At 58.8% G+C, this 17491-nt stretch carries 16 protein-coding genes; 7 read left to right on the top strand and 9 right to left on the bottom strand.

From position 1 onward, the window contains the following. Positions 1-70: 70 nt before the first annotated feature. The 3 genes from AAAX35_RS06975 to AAAX35_RS06965 form a co-directional block, all read right to left on the bottom strand. On the bottom strand, positions 71-814 hold the full coding sequence (locus AAAX35_RS06975; protein ID WP_035138851.1) for a GntR family transcriptional regulator: 744 nt from the start codon (positions 812-814) through the stop codon (positions 71-73). Between the two features lie 150 nt (positions 815-964). Then, positions 965-1624, bottom strand: a complete 660-nt coding sequence (locus tag AAAX35_RS06970; RefSeq protein WP_349117171.1) for an HAD family phosphatase — start codon at positions 1622-1624, stop codon at positions 965-967. Positions 1625-1687: 63 nt separating this feature from the next. Beyond that, the gene (locus AAAX35_RS06965) at positions 1688-2530 is read right to left on the bottom strand and encodes a Cof-type HAD-IIB family hydrolase (protein WP_349117170.1); all 843 of its coding nucleotides are present in this window, start codon (positions 2528-2530) and stop codon (positions 1688-1690) included. 489 nt (positions 2531-3019) lie between these two features. Between AAAX35_RS06965 and AAAX35_RS06960 the strand changes: the two genes are divergently transcribed. From AAAX35_RS06960 to AAAX35_RS06950, 3 genes are all read left to right on the top strand, one after another. After that, a complete protein-coding gene (locus AAAX35_RS06960; RefSeq protein ID WP_349117169.1) occupies positions 3020-3910 on the top strand; it encodes a hypothetical protein in 891 nt (296 codons plus the stop codon). 63 nt (positions 3911-3973) lie between these two features. Then, a complete protein-coding gene (locus AAAX35_RS06955) occupies positions 3974-4591 on the top strand; it encodes an ATP-dependent Clp protease proteolytic subunit (protein WP_195239148.1) in 618 nt (205 codons plus the stop codon). Next, positions 4584-5888 carry a VirD4-like conjugal transfer protein, CD1115 family gene (locus tag AAAX35_RS06950; RefSeq protein WP_349117168.1) on the top strand — a complete coding sequence of 435 codons (1305 nt, stop codon included), beginning with the start codon at positions 4584-4586 and terminating at the stop codon, positions 5886-5888. The genes AAAX35_RS06955 and AAAX35_RS06950 overlap by 8 nt, the downstream gene beginning before the upstream one ends. 141 nt (positions 5889-6029) lie before the next feature. On the opposite strand, the gene pgi is transcribed toward AAAX35_RS06950, so the two are convergent. Together pgi and AAAX35_RS06940 are read right to left on the bottom strand one after the other, a co-directional pair. Next, the gene (gene pgi / locus AAAX35_RS06945; RefSeq protein WP_117564424.1) at positions 6030-7724 is read right to left on the bottom strand and encodes a glucose-6-phosphate isomerase; all 1695 of its coding nucleotides are present in this window, start codon (positions 7722-7724) and stop codon (positions 6030-6032) included. A 199-nt stretch (positions 7725-7923) separates the two neighbouring features. Then, positions 7924-8448: an iron-containing alcohol dehydrogenase gene (locus AAAX35_RS06940; protein ID WP_158558624.1), complete on the bottom strand. Its 525-nt coding sequence runs from the start codon at positions 8446-8448 to the stop codon at positions 7924-7926. A gap of 201 nt (positions 8449-8649) precedes the next feature. Between AAAX35_RS06940 and AAAX35_RS06935 the strand changes: the two genes are divergently transcribed. Both AAAX35_RS06935 and AAAX35_RS06930 read left to right on the top strand, forming a co-directional pair. After that, positions 8650-10176, top strand: a complete 1527-nt coding sequence (locus tag AAAX35_RS06935; protein WP_349117200.1) for a DNA repair protein — start codon at positions 8650-8652, stop codon at positions 10174-10176. Next, positions 10169-10594: a hypothetical protein gene (locus AAAX35_RS06930; protein ID WP_349117167.1), complete on the top strand. Its 426-nt coding sequence runs from the start codon at positions 10169-10171 to the stop codon at positions 10592-10594. Before AAAX35_RS06935 ends, AAAX35_RS06930 begins: the two co-directional genes overlap by 8 nt. Here the strand turns inward: AAAX35_RS06930 and AAAX35_RS06925 are convergent. Continuing rightward, entirely contained in the window at positions 10591-13143 is a 2553-nt protein-coding gene (locus tag AAAX35_RS06925; protein WP_349117166.1) for a hypothetical protein, read from the bottom strand. The genes AAAX35_RS06930 and AAAX35_RS06925 overlap by 4 nt on opposite strands. A gap of 291 nt (positions 13144-13434) precedes the next feature. Continuing rightward, positions 13435-13818 (bottom strand): cation transporter, encoded by a 384-nt coding sequence (locus AAAX35_RS06920; protein WP_349117165.1) that lies wholly within the window; start codon positions 13816-13818, stop codon positions 13435-13437. 174 nt (positions 13819-13992) lie between these two features. Between AAAX35_RS06920 and AAAX35_RS06915 the strand changes: the two genes are divergently transcribed. Both AAAX35_RS06915 and AAAX35_RS06910 read left to right on the top strand, forming a co-directional pair. Next, on the top strand, positions 13993-14697 hold the full coding sequence (locus AAAX35_RS06915; protein ID WP_349117164.1) for a DUF3793 family protein: 705 nt from the start codon (positions 13993-13995) through the stop codon (positions 14695-14697). A 46-nt stretch (positions 14698-14743) separates the two neighbouring features. After that, positions 14744-15163, top strand: a complete 420-nt coding sequence (locus tag AAAX35_RS06910; protein ID WP_349117163.1) for a flavodoxin — start codon at positions 14744-14746, stop codon at positions 15161-15163. A gap of 117 nt (positions 15164-15280) precedes the next feature. On the opposite strand, the gene AAAX35_RS06905 is transcribed toward AAAX35_RS06910, so the two are convergent. Beyond that, a complete protein-coding gene (locus AAAX35_RS06905) occupies positions 15281-16033 on the bottom strand; it encodes an amino acid ABC transporter ATP-binding protein (protein WP_055251428.1) in 753 nt (250 codons plus the stop codon). A 12-nt stretch (positions 16034-16045) separates the two neighbouring features. Further along, positions 16046-17407 carry an ABC transporter permease subunit gene (locus AAAX35_RS06900; protein ID WP_349117162.1) on the bottom strand — a complete coding sequence of 454 codons (1362 nt, stop codon included), beginning with the start codon at positions 17405-17407 and terminating at the stop codon, positions 16046-16048. Positions 17408-17491: the final 84 nt, after the last annotated feature.

The following is a 17491-nucleotide window of genomic DNA, read 5'->3' as shown; positions in this document are numbered from 1 at the left end:
GTGTTCGCGCCGTGAACGGTATGGAAGCGCCCGGTGAGATGATCCACCGGGCGCTTCCATTCGCAATGTCCTAGATGTCAAAAACGTAGCGAGACCCAACGATCCGCTGACGACCGATGATAAACGGCCGTCGCTGCTCATCGAAAAAGAAGGCTTCCATATAAAACAAGGGTTCGCCAACGGGAACTGCCAACAGCCGAGCGACCTCGGGCGACGCGCACGCGATCTCGAGCGTGCACGGGTCGGTAAACGCGGGCGTGCGGCCCGTCCGGTTGCGCACGAACTCAAAAATGGATTGGTTAGATAGAGGTGCCGTTGATAGATAGGCGTTGTCCTCGTAAACGTATATGTTGTTCTCGAGCATGACGGGGACTCCATCGGCAGTACGTACACGCTCAACGCAAATCAAATCAGTTCCAACGGGAACACCAAAGAACTGCGCTTCGGTAGAATCTGCCGGCAGTATCTTTCTCGAAATGACGCACGCCCCCGGCTCCATTCCGTTAACGCGGCATGCGTCCGAAAAACTCTGGACGTCATCCTTCTGGCGAATCTTGCGCTTAAGCTTGGGGGCATTGACAAACGTGCCTTTCCCCTGCCGCTTCGTTAGATAGCCCTGCTGGACGAGCTCCTCAATAGCGCGTCGCACGGTAACGCGGCCAACTTTATAGCTCTCAGCCAATTCGAATTCGTTGGGTATCCGCGCGCCCGCCTTGTAGGCACCGGAGTTGATTTCGTTTTTAATGATATCAATAACCTGTTGGTACAGCGGTATCGCTGCTTTACCATCAGTTAGCCCTTCAGTCGGTGGCATATACCCTCTCCCAGCACAATTAAGTCTAAAACGGGCTTAAGGGCATTCAGCAAGTCCTTAAGCCCGCATTAGCATAAAGTATGCTTGCTGCCGCACCAAAATGTCGGGTATTTACTCATCAGACCCGAAAAACGCGCAACTACCTCACTCCTAAGAAAGCGCGAGCAGCTCCGGCAGCTGGTCGATAATCTTGTCCGCGGCATCCTGGCTAAAGCCAAAGCGCTCCTCGCGCTTGGCAATGACTGTCAGGCCGGCTCGCTTGCCGGCAGTGATGCCAGGCACCGAATCCTCGACGCAGCAGCAGCGATTCGCGGGCAGCCCCAGCAGGTCCAGCGCATGCAGGTAGATGTCGGGCTCGGGCTTGCTCTCCTTAAACTGCTCGCCGCTCACCACATACTCAAAGGCATCCGACAGCCCGCACGCATTGAGCACTTCCTCGATGCTATCCATGGGAGACGAGCTGGCAAGCGCCACGCGAACGCCACGGCGCGGCAGCTCTCGAATCGTATCCACGGCGCCTGGGTTAATCAAAGCCTGATAGTCGCGCGGACGCTCATGCGCCCACTCGTCCCAACGGGCCAACGCTTCCTCGCCAGTGAAATGCCCCTTACCGGCGCGCTCAAACCAATCGACCAGCATATGCAGGAAGAACTGATGCGAGGTACCGACCTGCCCATTCAACTCCTCTTGAGTCAGGCTAAGCCCAAGCTCCTTGGCAAAAGCTGCGGTCTCGCCCAGGTAGTAATACTCGGTATCGACAATGACACCGTCCATGTCAAAGATAACGGCGTCGAACGGAAATGCGGACACGGCACCCTCCCTAACAAAAGGGCGCCCGCAAGCGGACGCCCGAACCATGCATTATCGGCGATTCTAACCCAGCAGCTTATCCAGCGCCACCGCAATACCGTCTTCGTTGTTATTGGCGGTCACCATCTGGGCTACAGTCTTAACCTCATCGACGGCGTTGCCCATGGCAACACCGGTGCCGGCCCATTCAATCATGGACTTGTCGTTCTGGCCGTCGCCAAACGATACAACCTCGCTGGCATCGATGCCGAGCTTGGGCAGGGCACCCTCGAGCGCACGGGCTTTGTCAATACCGGGCGCCGTGTACTCAAAGTACCAGTCGGCCGTAAACATGCCCGAAAGCGTCTGCTTAAAGGGCGCATACATCTCCTCGTAATGCGCCTGCAGGTAGGCCGGATCGCCCGCCGTCAGCAGCTTGTCCACGGGATAAGCATCAGCGACCTCATGCAGGCTCTCCACCTCGCGAATCTTAAGATCGCACGCGTCGCGCTCATACTTGACGATGTTTTTCTGCGAGCCGTCAGGCAGCGTGATCATGCAATGGTACGAGTCCTCAACGTGCAGATCGCGACCGAGCGAAATCATAGGGATCACGTCAAAATTACGCAGGTGATCAATCAGGCGATGCAATTCGTCGGCAGGCATAGCCTGATCGAACAGCACTTCGTCGGTCTGGGCATCGACGACGTGAGCGCCGTTAAAGGCCACCAGCAAACCATCATGACTCTGAAGGTCGAGCTCCTGGGCCAGGGCGTGAAGACCCCATGCGGGACGACCCGAAGCCAAGATGAGCTTAATGCCCGACTCCTGCGCCGCGAGCAGCTTCTCGCGCGTACGCGGGCTAATGACCTTTTGGTCGTTGGTGAGCGTACCGTCGATATCCATTGCGATGGCTTTAATTGCCATATGTGCCTCCTTGCATCGTTTTTATCGCGCACTATCTTATCCGAGCCGGGGCACGTTCGCACAGCGCACATATGACGGTTGCAAAACCACCCCATTTGAAACAAAGGCAAAAAAGTACTTGCAAAGACGCGTTCCGACATATAAGTTGAAAAAAGACCGCCGTTGCGGTTTTAAGTAGATCGAGCATATGAAGTTTGAGTTTTAGCGTGTAAGAGAAGGAAGATCGGCAAAGTACAACCCCAAACGCAATGACAACTTAATGAGGTAACTGCCACATGTGAGGCACCCAGGGCATTGCTGTCTCGATTTTGAGCACGATGCCTTCCGCCTTGCATGGGCCGTTCCATCCCGCCCCTGCAGCAACTGCCTCACGGGCTCATTGAAAACCGCATAGCACCCCAACGTCAGCACATCACCCACGGCAAGCACATCACTCACGACAACCAACACATCAACAAACAGCACGAACATCAACCGATTGGAGAAGCTATGACAAACCACCACGCTGAAGACGGCGATAAGAAAAGCATTCTGGATGCCCGCATTGAGCGAGCATATGCAAACGAATATGACGCCGCCTTTGCCGCCGCGACCATCAAGAACTACGCGTCGCTACCGCTCGCGACGATCTTGGCCGACCACCCTCAACTGCTGAAGCGTTGCACAAAGATCATGGGCGACCCCGACATTCGCAAGCTGACAGACCCCTATGCCCCAAAACGCGACAACGATTCGTGCGTCCTTACCGTAGGCTGCCTAGCCCATATGCTTACGGCGCTCGACACGAAACTCAAGCTCGAATGGGAACCCGACGAGCGTCATGAACTCGAAAGCAAGCGGAACACCCTGCGCACCGCACTGTTCCTTCCGTTGGACGGCCTCAAGCGCTGCAACGTCGAGCTCAATACACAGGCGCGGCAAAAGCCCGGGACCACGGGGCAGAAAACTCCAAGACCCCATGCGGCCATCGTCGACCGCAACCGATATAACCGCATGACCGCGCACTTTTCCGCCGAGGGAGCGGCCATAAGGACGCTGATCGACCTGCTGTGCCTCCTGAGCATCAACGAGCTATTTGAGGGCTATCTCGCCCTTGTTCCCGCGACGGCACCCAAGTCGGTAGCAAAGATCATCGAGACCTGCAGACGCCAGTTTGAGCGCCATCGCAATGGCAACGAGATGAACGCCAGCATCGCGCAGTACTACGCGGCTCATTACAAAAATGACGGATGTGCCCCTGTCGAGCATCAGCTGCGGCTCGCCTACACCACGCCCGCCGCAACGCTCCATCGCTTTGGAGCCCTCGGCGCTTGCGAGCCGCACGAACAGGCAGCCTGTCCCACAACCGAGCTCGATCTCAGGCTTGGACGAACCCTGTAGCCCGCCAGCCCCTCCGCGGGCAACAATCCTATTCCACAACACAACCAACAGAAAGGAGTCCTCATGGACACCAATCATTCCCCCATCATCAGCCCCCTCACCATGCGTGAATCCGCCCGAGGTATCACGCTCACCAGCATTTACGATGAGATGCTCGCCCGTCGCGAGCTCTCCGTCATGGGAAACATCGAAACCCCGATGGCCCACGACCTATGCCAGCAGATCCGCCTGCTAGATGCCACCGACCCCAGCCGCCCCATCACCATATTTGTCGCCAGCGCTGGCGGAAGCGTGCGATCGGGTCTTGCGATCTATGACGCCATGCGCCTCGCATCGTGCCCCATCCGCACCGTCTGCCTGGAATTCGCCGCGTCCATGGGCGCCGTGATCTTTATGGGCGGCGACAATCGCCGTATGGCGCCCCATGCAGAGCTCATGATTCACGACCCGCTGATCCCCCAGGGGGCAGGCGGCTCGGCACTTGCGCTGCAGGAAACCAGCCGGCGTCTTATGCAGACCCGCAAGACCCTCACGCAAATCCTCTCGGACCGCAGCGGCCTCACGCCCAAGCGCATCCAGTCCCTCACTGCAAAAGACACCTACCTTTCGGCCGAGCGCGCCGTCGAGCTCGGCTTTGCCCACGAAATCCTCTCGACCACCAAGGAGGTCGCCCATGTCTAACCTCACCAGCCGCCTCGCCGCATCTGAGTCCGCATCGTCCACCATCCTCGCCAAGGATCGAACGCTTTCCTGCGACACCCGCCAAACGGGACTCAACAACAACGCACTTGTGATCGGCCCCTCGGGAGCCGGCAAGACCCGAAACGTCCTCAAGCCCAACCTGCTGCAAATGAACGCAAGCTACATCGTGCTCGACACCAAAGGCACGCTCTGTCGCGAAGTGGGACCCGTGCTGGCAGCCCACGGCTACCGCGTGCAATGTCTCAACTTCGCCGACCTCAACACCGTCCCGGCCCTTGCGCCCGGCATCGAGCGCTGCGGCTACAACCCCCTGAGGCACATTCGCCGCAAGGCGGACGGCAGGCCCAACCAGCAGGACATCCTCTCGGTGGCAAAGGCCATCTGCCCCATCGAGGACAACAACCAGCCTTTTTGGGATCATGCGGCGGCAAACCTGCTGTCGTGTCTTATCGCCTACGTCACCGAACAGCTACCCGCCGACGAGCAGACGATCAGCTCGGTCATCAAGCTGATCGAGCACCTGCAGGACGGTGCCACGGGTCGATTGTTTGACGACCTGATCACGACCGACCCCCAAAGCTATGCCCTCTCGCTATGGCGGCGCTACGCCATTACGCAAAATGCCGAGCGCATGCACGCGAGCATCGTCGGCATCCTTGCCGAAAAGGTCATGTGTCTGGGATTCGACGGTGCGGCACAGCTCTATCGTGAGTGCCATCAGGTGGACTTCGCTTCCATGGGACACACCCCCTGCGCCCTGTTTGTAACCGTGAGCGATATTGACCGCAATCTCGATCCGCTGACCGGCCTCTTTATTTCGCAGGCGTTTATGGGCCTCATTCGTGAGGCCGATAGGCAGCCCGACGGCAGCCTGCCCGTGCCCGTGCGCTTTATGCTCGATGACTTCGCAAATCTGCAGATCCCCCAGATGGACAACGTGCTCTCGATTATCCGAAGCCGCAACATCTGGGCAACGCTGCTGCTGCAGTCGACCAACCAGCTCGATGCGCTCTATGGCGAGGCACGCGCACGCTCCATCATGGGCAACTGTGACACGCATCTGGTGCTGGCGTTCCAGGATCCCGAGAGTGCCCGGGTGTTTTCCGACCGCGCCGACGCGCTGCCCAGCACGCTCATGGCGACGCCGATCGATCGCTCGTGGCTCTTTGTACGCGGTCGCACTCCCGAACAGGTCGAGCGCTTTAGGCTCGAAGACCATCCGCTCTACGGGGAGCTGCCCGAGGCGCAGCGAGGCCATGCGGAGGCCGAGATCTAGGCGCAGGGTTCTCGCAGCGCGCGACGCCCCGGCGATGCTCCACAAAGGCCGTGCGCCCCGGGACCACGGCAAAGCAAAGGGGCCCGCATCCGATAGGATACGGGCCCCTGACTATAAGGCGCGATGCGTTAACAGCAGCGACTACTTGCGATGCGCGCGATAGAACTCGATGAGCGCCTGGGTCGAAGCGTCCTGCTCGGCCTTGGCGGCATCGTCGTGGAAGGCAGGGGTGATCTGCTTGGCAAGCTGCTTGCCCAGCTCAACGCCCCACTGGTCGTAGGAGTCGATGCCCCAGACCGTGCCCTCGACAAACGTGATGTGCTCGTACAGTGCGATGAGCTCGCCGAGTGCGAACGGGGTCAGCGTGTCGCCAAAGATCGAGGTCGTCGGACGGTTACCCTCAAAGCAGCGAGCCGGGACGATCTGCTCGGGCGTGCCCTCGGCACGAACCTCGTCGGCCGTCTTACCAAAGGCGAGCGCCTTGGTCTGGGCCAGGAAGTTGCCCAGGAACAGCTCGTGGACATCCTGGCCGCTGTCGGTCGCAGGGTTGGCAGTGTTGGCGAAAGCGATAAAGTCGGCCGGGACCACCACAGTGCCCTGGTGCAGCAGCTGATAGAAGGCATGCTGGCCGTTGGTGCCGGGCTCGCCCCAGAAGATCTCACCGGTATCGGAGGTCACAGCGCTGCCGTCCCAGCGGACGTGCTTGCCGTTGGACTCCATGGTGAGCTGCTGCAGGTAGGCCGGGAAGCGGTGCAGATACTGGCAGTACGGAAGCACGGCGTGGCTCTTGGAACCGAAGAAGTTGACGTACCAGACATTGAGCAGGCCCATCAGCGCGACGGCGTTGTTCTCGAGCGGGGTGTTGCAGAAGTACTCGTCGATGGCGTGGAAGCCTTCGAGGAACTGCTGGAAGCGCTCGGGGCCGAGCACGACGATCAGCGACAGGCCCACGGCGGAGTCAACGGAATAGCGGCCGCCAACCCAGTTCCAGAAACCGAAGGCGTTGGCGGGGTCGATACCGAAGGCCTCGACCTTCTCGAGTGCGGTGGAAACGGCGACGAAGTGCTTTGCCACGGCCTCGGCGTTCTGCTCATCGGAGCCGTCGATGGCGCCCTGAGCCTTGAGCTGCTCGAGCATCCAGGTCTTGACCTCGCGAGCGTTGGTGAGGGTCTCGAGCGTGGTGAAGGTCTTGGAGACGATGATCACGAGCGTGGTCTCGGGGTCCAAACCCTTAAGCTTCTCGGCCTGGTCGTTGGGGTCGATGTTGGAGATGTAGCGGCAGTCGATACCGGCGTCAGCATAGGGACGCAGAGCCTCGTAAGCCATGACCGGGCCCAGATCGGAGCCGCCGATGCCGATGGACACCAGGTGCTCGATCTTCTTGCCGGTAACGCCCTTCCACTCACCGGAGCGCACGCGCTCGGCGAAGGCATACATGCGGTCGAGGACCTCGTGCACGTCGGCGACGACGTCCTGGCCGTCGACAATGAGCTGGCCCTTCTCGCTTGCCGGGCGACGAAGCGCGGTGTGCAGGACGGCGCGGTCCTCGGTGGTGTTGATGTGCTCGCCGGAGAACATGGCGTCGCGGCGCTCCTCGAGCTTCACCTCGCGGGCAAGATCGCACAGCAGCTTGACGGTCTCATCGGTCACCAGGTTCTTGGACAGGTCGAAGTGCAGGTCACCGGCGTCAAAGCTCAGCTTGTTCACGCGCTCCGCATCGGCAGCGAACCATGCCTTAAGGTCGATACCCTCGGCCTCGAGCTTCTCCTGATGGGCCTCGAGCGCCTTCCAAGCGGCGGTCGACGTAGCGTCGATAGGTGCGGCAACAGTTGCCATAAAGTCCTCCTCAACATACGGGCGCATACCTCCATGCGCCCGGATAATCAGATGACCCTATTCTAGCGCAGGTCAAGACCGTAATCAGCGAGCGTTGCCAATCCGCCCCTAAACGGCGACCGACCAAAAAGGGACAGGTTAATTTTGGCAGGTCAAACGCTTTACCTACCAAAATTAACCTGTCCCTTCCTGGCAGATATTAGGCCGCAGCGCAGACGCTACCGAGCAACTCACGCAAAGGAGACCCGATGCCCTCCAGCAGTTCGGGCGCGATAATGGCAAAAACGGGAACCTCGCCGGTGCCCACGACAGCAGGCACCTTGCCCTCCGAGACAATGCATCCATAAGGCACAAAGCCGTCTTCGCCGGCATCGAGCGCCGCCATGCGACGCGCGAGCTCGCGCGCAAAGCCGGCAGTATCGGCATCGCCAATCGCCAGGACAAAGTCCACGCCTTCGTCGGTCGCCAGGGCTACGGCCTCATCGACCAAATCGTCTCCCCCGTCGCCCCCGACCAAGCCGCAGCGAAAAAGCACGCGTTCGAGCAGAGCTCGATCAAGCGAGCCGAGCGCCGCCGAGACGAGCTCATCGTGCGTATGTTTGTCACCGCCCAACACGACCAGCGCCTTGGTGCCACCGTAGTGAGCGACCAATCGTCCGCACCAGCGAGCCACGTCTCCATCCGCAACAAGGCGCGTCGGCATACCAAACCCATAATTGACCATCTTTTCCACAACCCTTCCGTGCGTATAGGCGGTATCGATCGTTAGGCTCATGCTACGAAGCGAGCTTTTCCGAGCTGTTTCGCGCTCTTTAGGGCTGCGTTAAAAACCCGATGCAGCCGCACGACCATACCCGCCAAAAAGGGACAGGTTTTGACGGTGTCTGGTCGAGCGGGTATTATCGAACAGGTATTCGATAAGAACATGTGTTTGATGGGAGGACGCGTGGCGCACGAGCAGCACACCTACATCTGCATCGACCTCAAGACGTTTTATGCCAGCGTCGAGTGCGTGGACCGCGGGCTCGATCCACTCACCACCAACCTGGTCGTTGCCGACGAATCACGCGGACGCACGACCATCTGCCTCGCCATCACACAGGCCATGAAGGACCTCGGGATACACAATCGCTGCCGTCTGTTCGAAATTCCCGATGGCATCGACTACATCACGGCCGTACCGCGCATGCAGCATTACATGGAGGTGTCGGCGAAAATCTACGGTATCTATCTGGAATACGTCAGCCCCCAGGACGTGCACGTCTACTCCATCGATGAGTGCTTTATCGACGTGACGCCCTATCTGGACCTCTATCACACCGATGCGGAAGGGTTCGCCTGCACGCTGCGCGACGAGGTCCTCGCGCGCACCGGCATCACGGCGACGGTCGGCATCGGCCCCAACCTATTCCAGGCCAAGGTAGCGCTCGACATTACCGCCAAGCACGTACCCAGCCGCATCGGCATACTCGACGACGAGACCTTTCGCAAGGAGATCTGGCCCCATCGCCCCATCACCGACATCTGGGGCATCGGCCCCGGCGTGGCAGGCCGACTCGAAAAGTATGGCGTCTACGACCTGATGGGCGTCGCCGCCCTTGACGAAAACCTGCTCTACGACGAGCTCGGCGTCAATGCCGAATATCTTATCGATCACGCCTTCGGACGCGAGCCGACAACCATCGCCGATATCCAAGCCTATCGCCCGCAGGCAACTTCGACCACCACAGGACAGGTGCTCTCGAAGGGCTATGCCTACGAACAGGCCTATACCGTCTTGCGCGAGATGGTCGACAACGCCGTTTTAGACTTGGTCGATAAGCACGTGGTCTGCGACAGCATCTCGCTCTTTGTGGGCTACGCGAGCGAACGCGCCGACATACGCCGCCTCGACGCCAGCGGTACAGCGCAGTATGTGGACGGATGCGGGCACCTGCGCTCGAGCACATCGAGTATCGAACCCACCGCAACCGCCGGCCCCGAGCTCGCGCCCCGTGCGCCCAAGCCCGTCCAGCGCGATGACGAACGGCGTCGCCTGGTGCGCGAAGCGCAGGCAATCGATGGCATCTTTGTGGGAGAGCATGGCGGCAAACCGCGCGGTGGCTATGCCGCACTCTTTGCGCACTCTAACGCCTCGCGAAAGCTGCCCGAGCGTACCAATTCGTTTAAGAAGATCATGGGCTATTTCGATGAGCTCTGGGCGCAGACTGTCGATCCCAAACGACCGGTCAAGCGCATCAACCTGGGATTTGGCAACCTCATGCCCGAGGAATTTGCCACCATCGATCTGTTCAGCGATATCGAGGCCGATGAGCGCGAGCGCGACCTGGCGCGCGCCGTCCTGGCCGTGAAAGGCAAGTACGGCAAGAACGCGCTCGTCAAGGGATTAAGCTTTACCGCCGGCGCCACCGCGCGCGAACGCAACGAACAAGTTGGAGGACATCGTGCCTAAGTCCCAACAACAGCCGATGCGGCCACCGACACCTTTTGAACGCCTAGCGGACCCCGAGGGAAGACGTCGCTCCGCCGACCCAAAGCTCACCGCCAACGGCACCGTCCGTGCCGGCCGTGCCGCGCAGTTTATGCCCTTTGCCGCCCTCACGGGATACTACGAGCTCGTGCGTAAACAAGAGATCACCGCCGAGCCAAAATGCGAACTCACAGAAGAAAAAGCCCTCGAACTTTCGAAAAAGCTCGAGGGCCTCAAACGCGGCGACCTGGTGCGCGTCACCTATTACGATATGTACGGCTATCGTAGCCGCACGGGCATTCTCGACGAAGTATTACCCGCATTCAAGCTGCTCAAACTCAGGGATATCGCCATCAACTTCGACGATATCCAAGGCATCGAGCTGCGTGGTCGAGTCTAGCGACGAGAACGCTTGCGCAAGACGAGAGCAATGCCAAGCACTGCGGCAGCTGCAACCAGCAATCCCAAGACCAGCGTGAGGGTCGAGTCGCCAGCGCGAGGCAGCGAGCCGTCCTTCGGAGTCTTCTTAGCGGTCGTCGTGGCGGTGGTCGTGGTGCTGCTCGACTGGTCGTTGCCACCCGTCTGGCTGCCGCCAGGCTGATCGCCGCCACCCGGCTGCGAAGGATCGGTGGGTTCCGTCGGATCCGGAGTACCGGGATCAACCGGATTCTCCGAATTCTCCTTGCGCTGGATCCAGACCTGGCAACCATAGAACGGGTTGGCGGTACCAAGGCACAGACCCTGGTTGGTCACCGCAAAGGTGCGCAGACCATGGTTATACGGATCGTTAAAGCCATTAGTCGTCAGCGTCGTAAAGTTCACGCCGTCCTCGGTCACATACATATCAAAGCCGCGCTCGGCATCGCGCAGGTAACACATGCACGTAAGGACACTCTGCAACTTCTTGAGGTTCTCCTCGCTCAGCAGCTTATCGAGCGCATCCTGAATATCGCTCGGCAGCTCGGTGCCATAGGCATCCTCGTACTGCTGCTTAAGGCTCTCATAGCTATCGAGCATGTCCTGATACTGGTCGGCAAAGGACTTGAAGTACGCGATCTCGCCATCGATCTTCTGGACATAAGCGGCATCGTCCTCAAAGTCCTGGGACATCGTCGCGGCCTGATCGCAAAGACCGCCCGCGGCATCCTCCAGCGCATCGCTCAGATCGCCAAAGCCCTTAGCAACCTCGGTCTTCTCGTCATCGACATCGACGGTCTCGTTTGAATCATCGACCTCGGCAGCTTCGTTCGAATCATCGACCTCGACGGCCTCGTTTGAATCATCGTCCGCAAGCGTGTTCACGGGAACGATGGGGTCGTCAGGCGATTTCTTGTCGAGCAGGTGATCGAGCAGGTCCCTAAGGCGCTGAACCTGAGAGTCCCACTCCTCGGGCGTCATATCGATAATGTCGCCATTGGAGAACTGGCCGATCGGCTCAAGCAGGCTCGCGGTATCAAAGGTACCGATATACAGCTTGCCGTCGAACTTCTGCATGCGCCAAATGTACTGGTTCTCGTTTCGGCCAAAGCCCGAAGTCAGGCCGGAAATACCGCCCTCGGGGAACATGTCGGTGCGATCGCCAACGACGAGCTCCATGTTCTCGTCCTTGTCCATGCGATAGATGTTAACCGACTGCTCAAGATTGGCATTCACAAACGAGCAGTCAACGCCACCCATGCTGCTCTTGCCGCCCTCTTCGGTGTTGGATTTGTTGAACAGGATGCGCTCGAGGGCAATCTCCTCGTCGTTGTATTCACCGATATAGAGGTAGTCGTTGTAGACGATGAGATTGGCAGCGCCAGAACGGGTACGGGCAGGATCGATGCCAAAGCAGTACTTTGCACCGTCCGTCTTCTGATCGCCGACAATGGGAGTCCACGAATAGCTGCCGTCGGCATTCTTGTCGCCACGGACCATGGCAAACGACTGCATGGAATTATCATCGGGAGCGTTCTCGGGCGTACCGGTGCAGATGGTCGCATAGAGATGGCCATTGTACGAGACCATATCCCAAATGGCGCCGCCGTAGATGCTGTCCTTATAGCGAATCGCCGGATAGCCAAACAGTGTCTCCGAGTTGGCAATCTCGGTGAAGCTGTCCTGGCCCTTCGAGGGGTCAGACGACGTCAGGATTGTCGACACAAAATTACCGTTCGCGTCTTTACCCACATTACTGATGACGAGCTGGCCATCATGGACGCACATGCCGCGGATACCGGTAGAAATGCCCTGCTTGTAGGCAGCACCGTAATCCTGCATACTCGAAAGGCCCTGATAGACAACTTTGTACTCATCCGTCTTAGGATCGATCTCGTATACAGCAGGCAGGCCGCCTTTGCCGCCATTGGTCCTGACGCTGCCGCAGAAATAGAGCTTACCCTTATAGCTCACGGCATTGCGGAACAAAGGAGCGACGCCGTTGAGCGATTCAGAGAGCAGCAGCTTGGTCTCACCGGTCTTGGTATTGATCTTGACCAAGATGCCGCCGCTGTCCTTGTCGGCCGTGCCGTCCTCCTTCTGCTGTCCATAGAAGAAGGTGCCGTTAAACATGGCCTCCAGCGTCAGGCGCATGGTCTCGGCATCAAAGGAATCGCCCAGCGTGCCGTTCATGAGCGTCAGCGTGTTGCCCATCGCCGCATAGCAGGTGCCCACATAAAGCCAGTCACCATAGCTCGCAGCCGCCCAAGTGTAGCTCTGGCCGCGATCGCCTTCGTTGTTGGCCGTATTACCATCGGCGCCCGGAACGGCAACGGCACCGCCACCCTGGTAGTCGACGATGCCATCCGGCTGCGACGTTCCTACCGTAGGATGCGAGAGCTTTTCAAAGGAATACCCATTTCCCGCATTGTAGGTAACGGCACCCGAAGCGTCTTCGGCATGCGCCGGCAGCGGCGATACCAAGATAGCGGCAAGCGCTGCCACCAAGCCAAGTGCTCCCACTCGTCTCATAAGGCTATAACCTCCCCTGTCCTAAAGCCCAGCTTTAGCATTCTTCGTTTCTGCCCACGGTTAATTGCAATCTGAGCACGGCAATAATCAGCATATAAATATACACCTATAATTAAATATACACCTATAATTTTTTGGACGTGTTAATAGATGCTCGATTGGTAGCGAATTCCGCGCAAACCGTCACCAAACTCCACTTTTGCCGCATCTAAGGGTTATTTTTTACGCAAATTTTTGGATGCCGATAGTCACAATGAGCAGGAGGCCGGTATCCACCGGAGAGGGCAACGCCTACATTTTCATAACGTAATAGCCCGCGCCCCTCACCGCCGTCTCGAGTGTGTCGCGATCAACCGGGAGCTTCGAGCGTACGCGTGCTGTGTGGTCAGCGTACGTTACCGTTGCCCACACGCCGTCCAGCGCATTGAGGGCATTCGTCACATTCCGAGCGCAGCCGTCGCAGCTCATGCCGCCGATAAGCAACTCCTCACGATAGGGGTAGTGGGACTCGTCGGTGTCTGCCACCACAACCCTCTTGGCTTTCTTTCCGCTTGCGCCATCACTGCAGCAACTCTTCCCATGCGTCGACGCCGCAATACGGCGCAGCCCAAAGAACATACCAATGGCAATCACGCCCAGCACGATGATATTTGCTGGGTTGAGCAAGTCGCTCATACGCTCCCCTTCCTTACGGTCCATTTCAGAGATACCCCCGTGGGGTGTCCCATCTTACTCCAAACTCATGTCAGTTCAGTCAATTAGTTTCCCTCTTCAAACTTTTTAGTTGACCTAGGCTTACTTTCGTGTATAAGTTTTCCTAGGCTAACAGGAAAGGACGGCAATGGCGTCATGACTCGAACTATAGACATTCCAACGTTTCAGGCGGCGGTCGTTCGCAACTGCTCTCCCACGCTTGCGGGCATCAAGCCGGCATCGCTCTTTACCTATCCCGGCGTCTACGCCCATCAGGATGGTTCGGACGCGACCGCGTCAATCGCAGAACGCCGAGCACGCCTGCTCAACGTTATCGCCCAGTGCAACCGCGAGCTTAACTCGCTCGGCATCCATCTGAGCGTTTTGGTCTGGCGCCCCTGCGGGGCGCTCGTATACGCATATCGGCCCAATAGCCTCGCCACTCACCTTGCTGACCCGCGCGCCAAAACGGCACTCGCCAAGGAGGGCTACGACACCGGCAACCTCTCGGCATGTCTTGTGCACCTGGCATCGCGCATCACGCTCGCAAGCAATAACGCCGCGGAATGCGCATGCGGCCAAACCCGATGCGCATTGGACCATCAAGCGCGCTACGACAACGGCTGCACCTGCGAGTTTCCACACGAAATTGGCTACTTCCTGGGATATCCCTACGACGACGTGCACGAGTTCATCGCCCAACGTGGCGAGAACTACAAGATCTTTGGAGCCTGGAAGGTCTATACGAATGCCGAGCAGGCGCTTGCGACGTTTGATGCGTACCGTGCCTGCACCCAACACCTCACCTTTATCTATCAGCAGGGCTGCAGCTTGGCGCAACTTGTCCAGGCAACCCGATAGAGCATACAAAACGCGGCCGCACGCCGCACAACCGAAAGGAAAACATATGAGCAAGATCGCCGTCGTCTACTGGAGCGGTACAGGCAACACCGAGGCCATGGCAAACTTCGTTGCCGAGGGCGCAACCGGTGCCGGCGCCGAGACAGAGGTCATTTCCTGCGCCGACTTCTCCGCAGACAAGACCGCCAGCTATGACGCCATTGCCTTCGGCTGCCCAGCCATGGGCTCCGAGGAACTCGAGTACGATGAGTTCCAGCCGATGTGGGATGAGGTCAAGGAGACTCTCGACGACAAGAAGGTCGTCCTCTTTGGCTCCTATTCGTGGGCCGAGGGCGAGTGGATGGACAACTGGAAGGCCGATGCCGACGAGGCGGGCGTCAATGTCGTCGATTCCGTCATTTGCTACGATGCGCCCGACGATGAGGGCGAGACCGCTTGCAAGGCCCTCGGAGCCGAGCTCGCGTAACGAACCCAGGACCTCCAAAAGAGTCTGCATCAAAGCGTATCCTTATCCCTACAAAAGAGCGGGGGCTGGATTCAAGTCCAGCCCCCGCTCTTTTATAACGGCAGTTACATCAACCGGCTACGAGATATTGCCCAAGAACGCCTTGGTGCGCTCGCTCTTGGGGTGGTCGAAGACCTCGCTCGGCGTACCCTCTTCCACAATGACGCCGCCGTCCATAAAGACGACGCGGTCGGCGACGTCGCGGGCAAAGCCCATCTCGTGCGTCACGACGATCATGGTCATGCCATCGCGTGCCAGGTCGCGCATGACACCCAGAACGTCGCGAACCAGCTCGGGATCGAGCGCCGACGTGGCCTCGTCAAAGAGCATAACGTGAGGGTTCATCGACAGGGCGCGGGCGATGGCAACGCGCTGCTGCTGGCCGCCCGAGAGCTGGCTCGGCATAAAGTCGATACGCTCGGCAAGACCGACCTTGGTCAGCTCCTCGACGGCGATCTTCTCGGCCTCTTCCTTGCTGCGCTTGAGCACCTTTTGCTGCGCAAGCATGACGTTCTTTTTGACCGACAGGTGCGGGAACAGGTTGAACTGCTGAAACACCATGCCCAAGTGCGTACGCACCTTATTGAGGTCAACGCCCTTGGCGCACACATCCACGCCCTCGACGACAATCGAACCACTCGTAGGATGCTCCAGACGATTGATGCAGCGAAGCATCGTCGACTTGCCCGAGCCCGAAGGACCCAGAACTACGACGACCTCGCCCTTATGCACATCCAGATCGATATCGCGCAGGACCACGTTATCGCCAAAGGCCTTCTGGAGGTTCTTAATGCTGACGACGACCTCGTTCGAGTTATTGGTTTCGCTCATGATAGGACCTCCTTACAGACCGGCGATGTGATCGGCAGGCGTCGCGACAACCTGTCCGGCGCTCTTGGCGGGACGCTTCTTCTTGGTCTCGGTCGTACCCAAAAGCCTCGCCTCAAGACCGCTCACCAAGCGAGCGAGCGGCAGGGTGATGACCAGATAGAACAGGGCGGCAACCACGTACGGTGTAATGGAGCCCGTCGTGGCCACGATGGTACGGGCGTTCATGACGATTTCGACCACACCCACGGCGGCAAGCAGCGACGTATCCTTGTAAAGCAAGATAAACTCGCTGGTCAGCGTAGGCAAAACATTGCGGAACGTCTGCGGAATCATAACGTAGAGCAGCGTCTGGAAGGCATTCATGCCCAGAGAGCGAGCAGCCTCGTTTTGGCCCTTGGGGATCGATTGAATACCGGCACGGAAGATCTCGCACAGGTACGCAGACGAGTTCATGGCCATGACGATAACGCCCAAAACATAGTCGTCCACCTTGACGCCGGCCAACGGCAGACCGAAGAACGCGATATAGATCTGCAGGAACGCCGGCGTACCACGGATGATATTCACATAGATGCCGGCAAGGCAACGAAGGATGCGCGACTTGGAAATGCGCATGAGCGATAGGGCGAAACCGAAGGGAATTGCCAGCGGAAACGCCACAAGCACGATCGAAAGCGACATGAGGAAGCCCTTGAAGACGATCGGCAGGCTTTGGACCAAAATGACCGGGTTCAAGAACAGGCGCAGGAACATATTGGAGTTCCAAGCCTCGACCCACGGCTGCTCCTTAAGATCGGCCAAGAAGTTATCGAAGGCCGTCACACCCTTGATCTCCACCGACGGAATCTTGGAGATCTTCTTGGTCGAGCCATCGGCCAAAGTGTAGGTGCCGCTAAAGGCCTCATCGCCGCCCTCGACGGGGAAGGTCACGCCGTAAACCTCGACACGGAAAAAGCCGCCGGCAGGCGCCGTCTCGCCAAAATCAATCTTGAGCGTCTGGCCGTCAGCCTTGCACGTGGGCTTCATGGGCGTACGATCCATGAGGTCCTCGCCCGAGAGCATCGTCAATCGCGTGTCATCGGTACCAAACGTCGTGCCGTCGACAAACGTCAGCGAAAGACCGCTCAGCTCCTCATCGGCATCGGCTTGGACCTCCCAGGTAATGCGCGTCTCGGTACCGCCGACCACAGCGCTGCCCGAACCGGTGTTGGGTCGGGCGGTAATCTTTGCGGTCTCAAGCGCCTGGGCGGTCGTGGGCGCATATGCCCCCACACACACCAGCGCGAGCGCCACGGCCATGACGCAGACTAGCTTTTGGAGCAAGGCGGGCAGTGGAAAACGCTGCTCCACGGCCCCTTTGTTCAGTCGAGACAAGGTGGCTCCTATCGTAGAAGTTGCCGGCAAAACGAGACGGAAATGCTCTCCGTCAAGAGAAGCGCAAAGGCCCTCTCCGCCAAA

The organism is Collinsella sp. CLA-ER-H11, from assembly GCF_040092445.1.
GTDB lineage: Bacteria > Actinomycetota > Coriobacteriia > Coriobacteriales > Coriobacteriaceae > Collinsella.
The sequence above is the reverse complement of the archived record's forward strand: the minus strand, read 5'-3'. Positions and strand labels throughout refer to the sequence as shown.

What these genes read in the sequence shown, in the direction of transcription:
- pgi (WP_117564424.1), bottom strand. Translation starts at nt 7,724, where the DNA reads ATGGCAACTGTTGCCGCACCTATCGACGCTACGTCGACCGCCGCTTGG.
- AAAX35_RS06920 (WP_349117165.1), bottom strand. Translation starts at nt 13,818, where the DNA reads ATGAGCGACTTGCTCAACCCAGCAAATATCATCGTGCTGGGCGTGATT.
- AAAX35_RS06935 (WP_349117200.1), top strand. Translation starts at nt 8,650, where the DNA reads ATGTGTTTGATGGGAGGACGCGTGGCGCACGAGCAGCACACCTACATC.
- AAAX35_RS06905 (WP_055251428.1), bottom strand. Translation starts at nt 16,033, where the DNA reads ATGAGCGAAACCAATAACTCGAACGAGGTCGTCGTCAGCATTAAGAAC.
- AAAX35_RS06915 (WP_349117164.1), top strand. Translation starts at nt 13,993, where the DNA reads ATGACTCGAACTATAGACATTCCAACGTTTCAGGCGGCGGTCGTTCGC.
- AAAX35_RS06910 (WP_349117163.1), top strand. Translation starts at nt 14,744, where the DNA reads ATGAGCAAGATCGCCGTCGTCTACTGGAGCGGTACAGGCAACACCGAG.
- AAAX35_RS06975 (WP_035138851.1), bottom strand. Translation starts at nt 814, where the DNA reads ATGCCACCGACTGAAGGGCTAACTGATGGTAAAGCAGCGATACCGCTG.
- AAAX35_RS06940 (WP_158558624.1), bottom strand. Translation starts at nt 8,448, where the DNA reads ATGGTCAATTATGGGTTTGGTATGCCGACGCGCCTTGTTGCGGATGGA.
- AAAX35_RS06965 (WP_349117170.1), bottom strand. Translation starts at nt 2,530, where the DNA reads ATGGCAATTAAAGCCATCGCAATGGATATCGACGGTACGCTCACCAAC.
- AAAX35_RS06925 (WP_349117166.1), bottom strand. Translation starts at nt 13,143, where the DNA reads ATGAGACGAGTGGGAGCACTTGGCTTGGTGGCAGCGCTTGCCGCTATC.
- AAAX35_RS06960 (WP_349117169.1), top strand. Translation starts at nt 3,020, where the DNA reads ATGACAAACCACCACGCTGAAGACGGCGATAAGAAAAGCATTCTGGAT.
- AAAX35_RS06950 (WP_349117168.1), top strand. Translation starts at nt 4,584, where the DNA reads ATGTCTAACCTCACCAGCCGCCTCGCCGCATCTGAGTCCGCATCGTCC.
- AAAX35_RS06955 (WP_195239148.1), top strand. Translation starts at nt 3,974, where the DNA reads ATGGACACCAATCATTCCCCCATCATCAGCCCCCTCACCATGCGTGAA.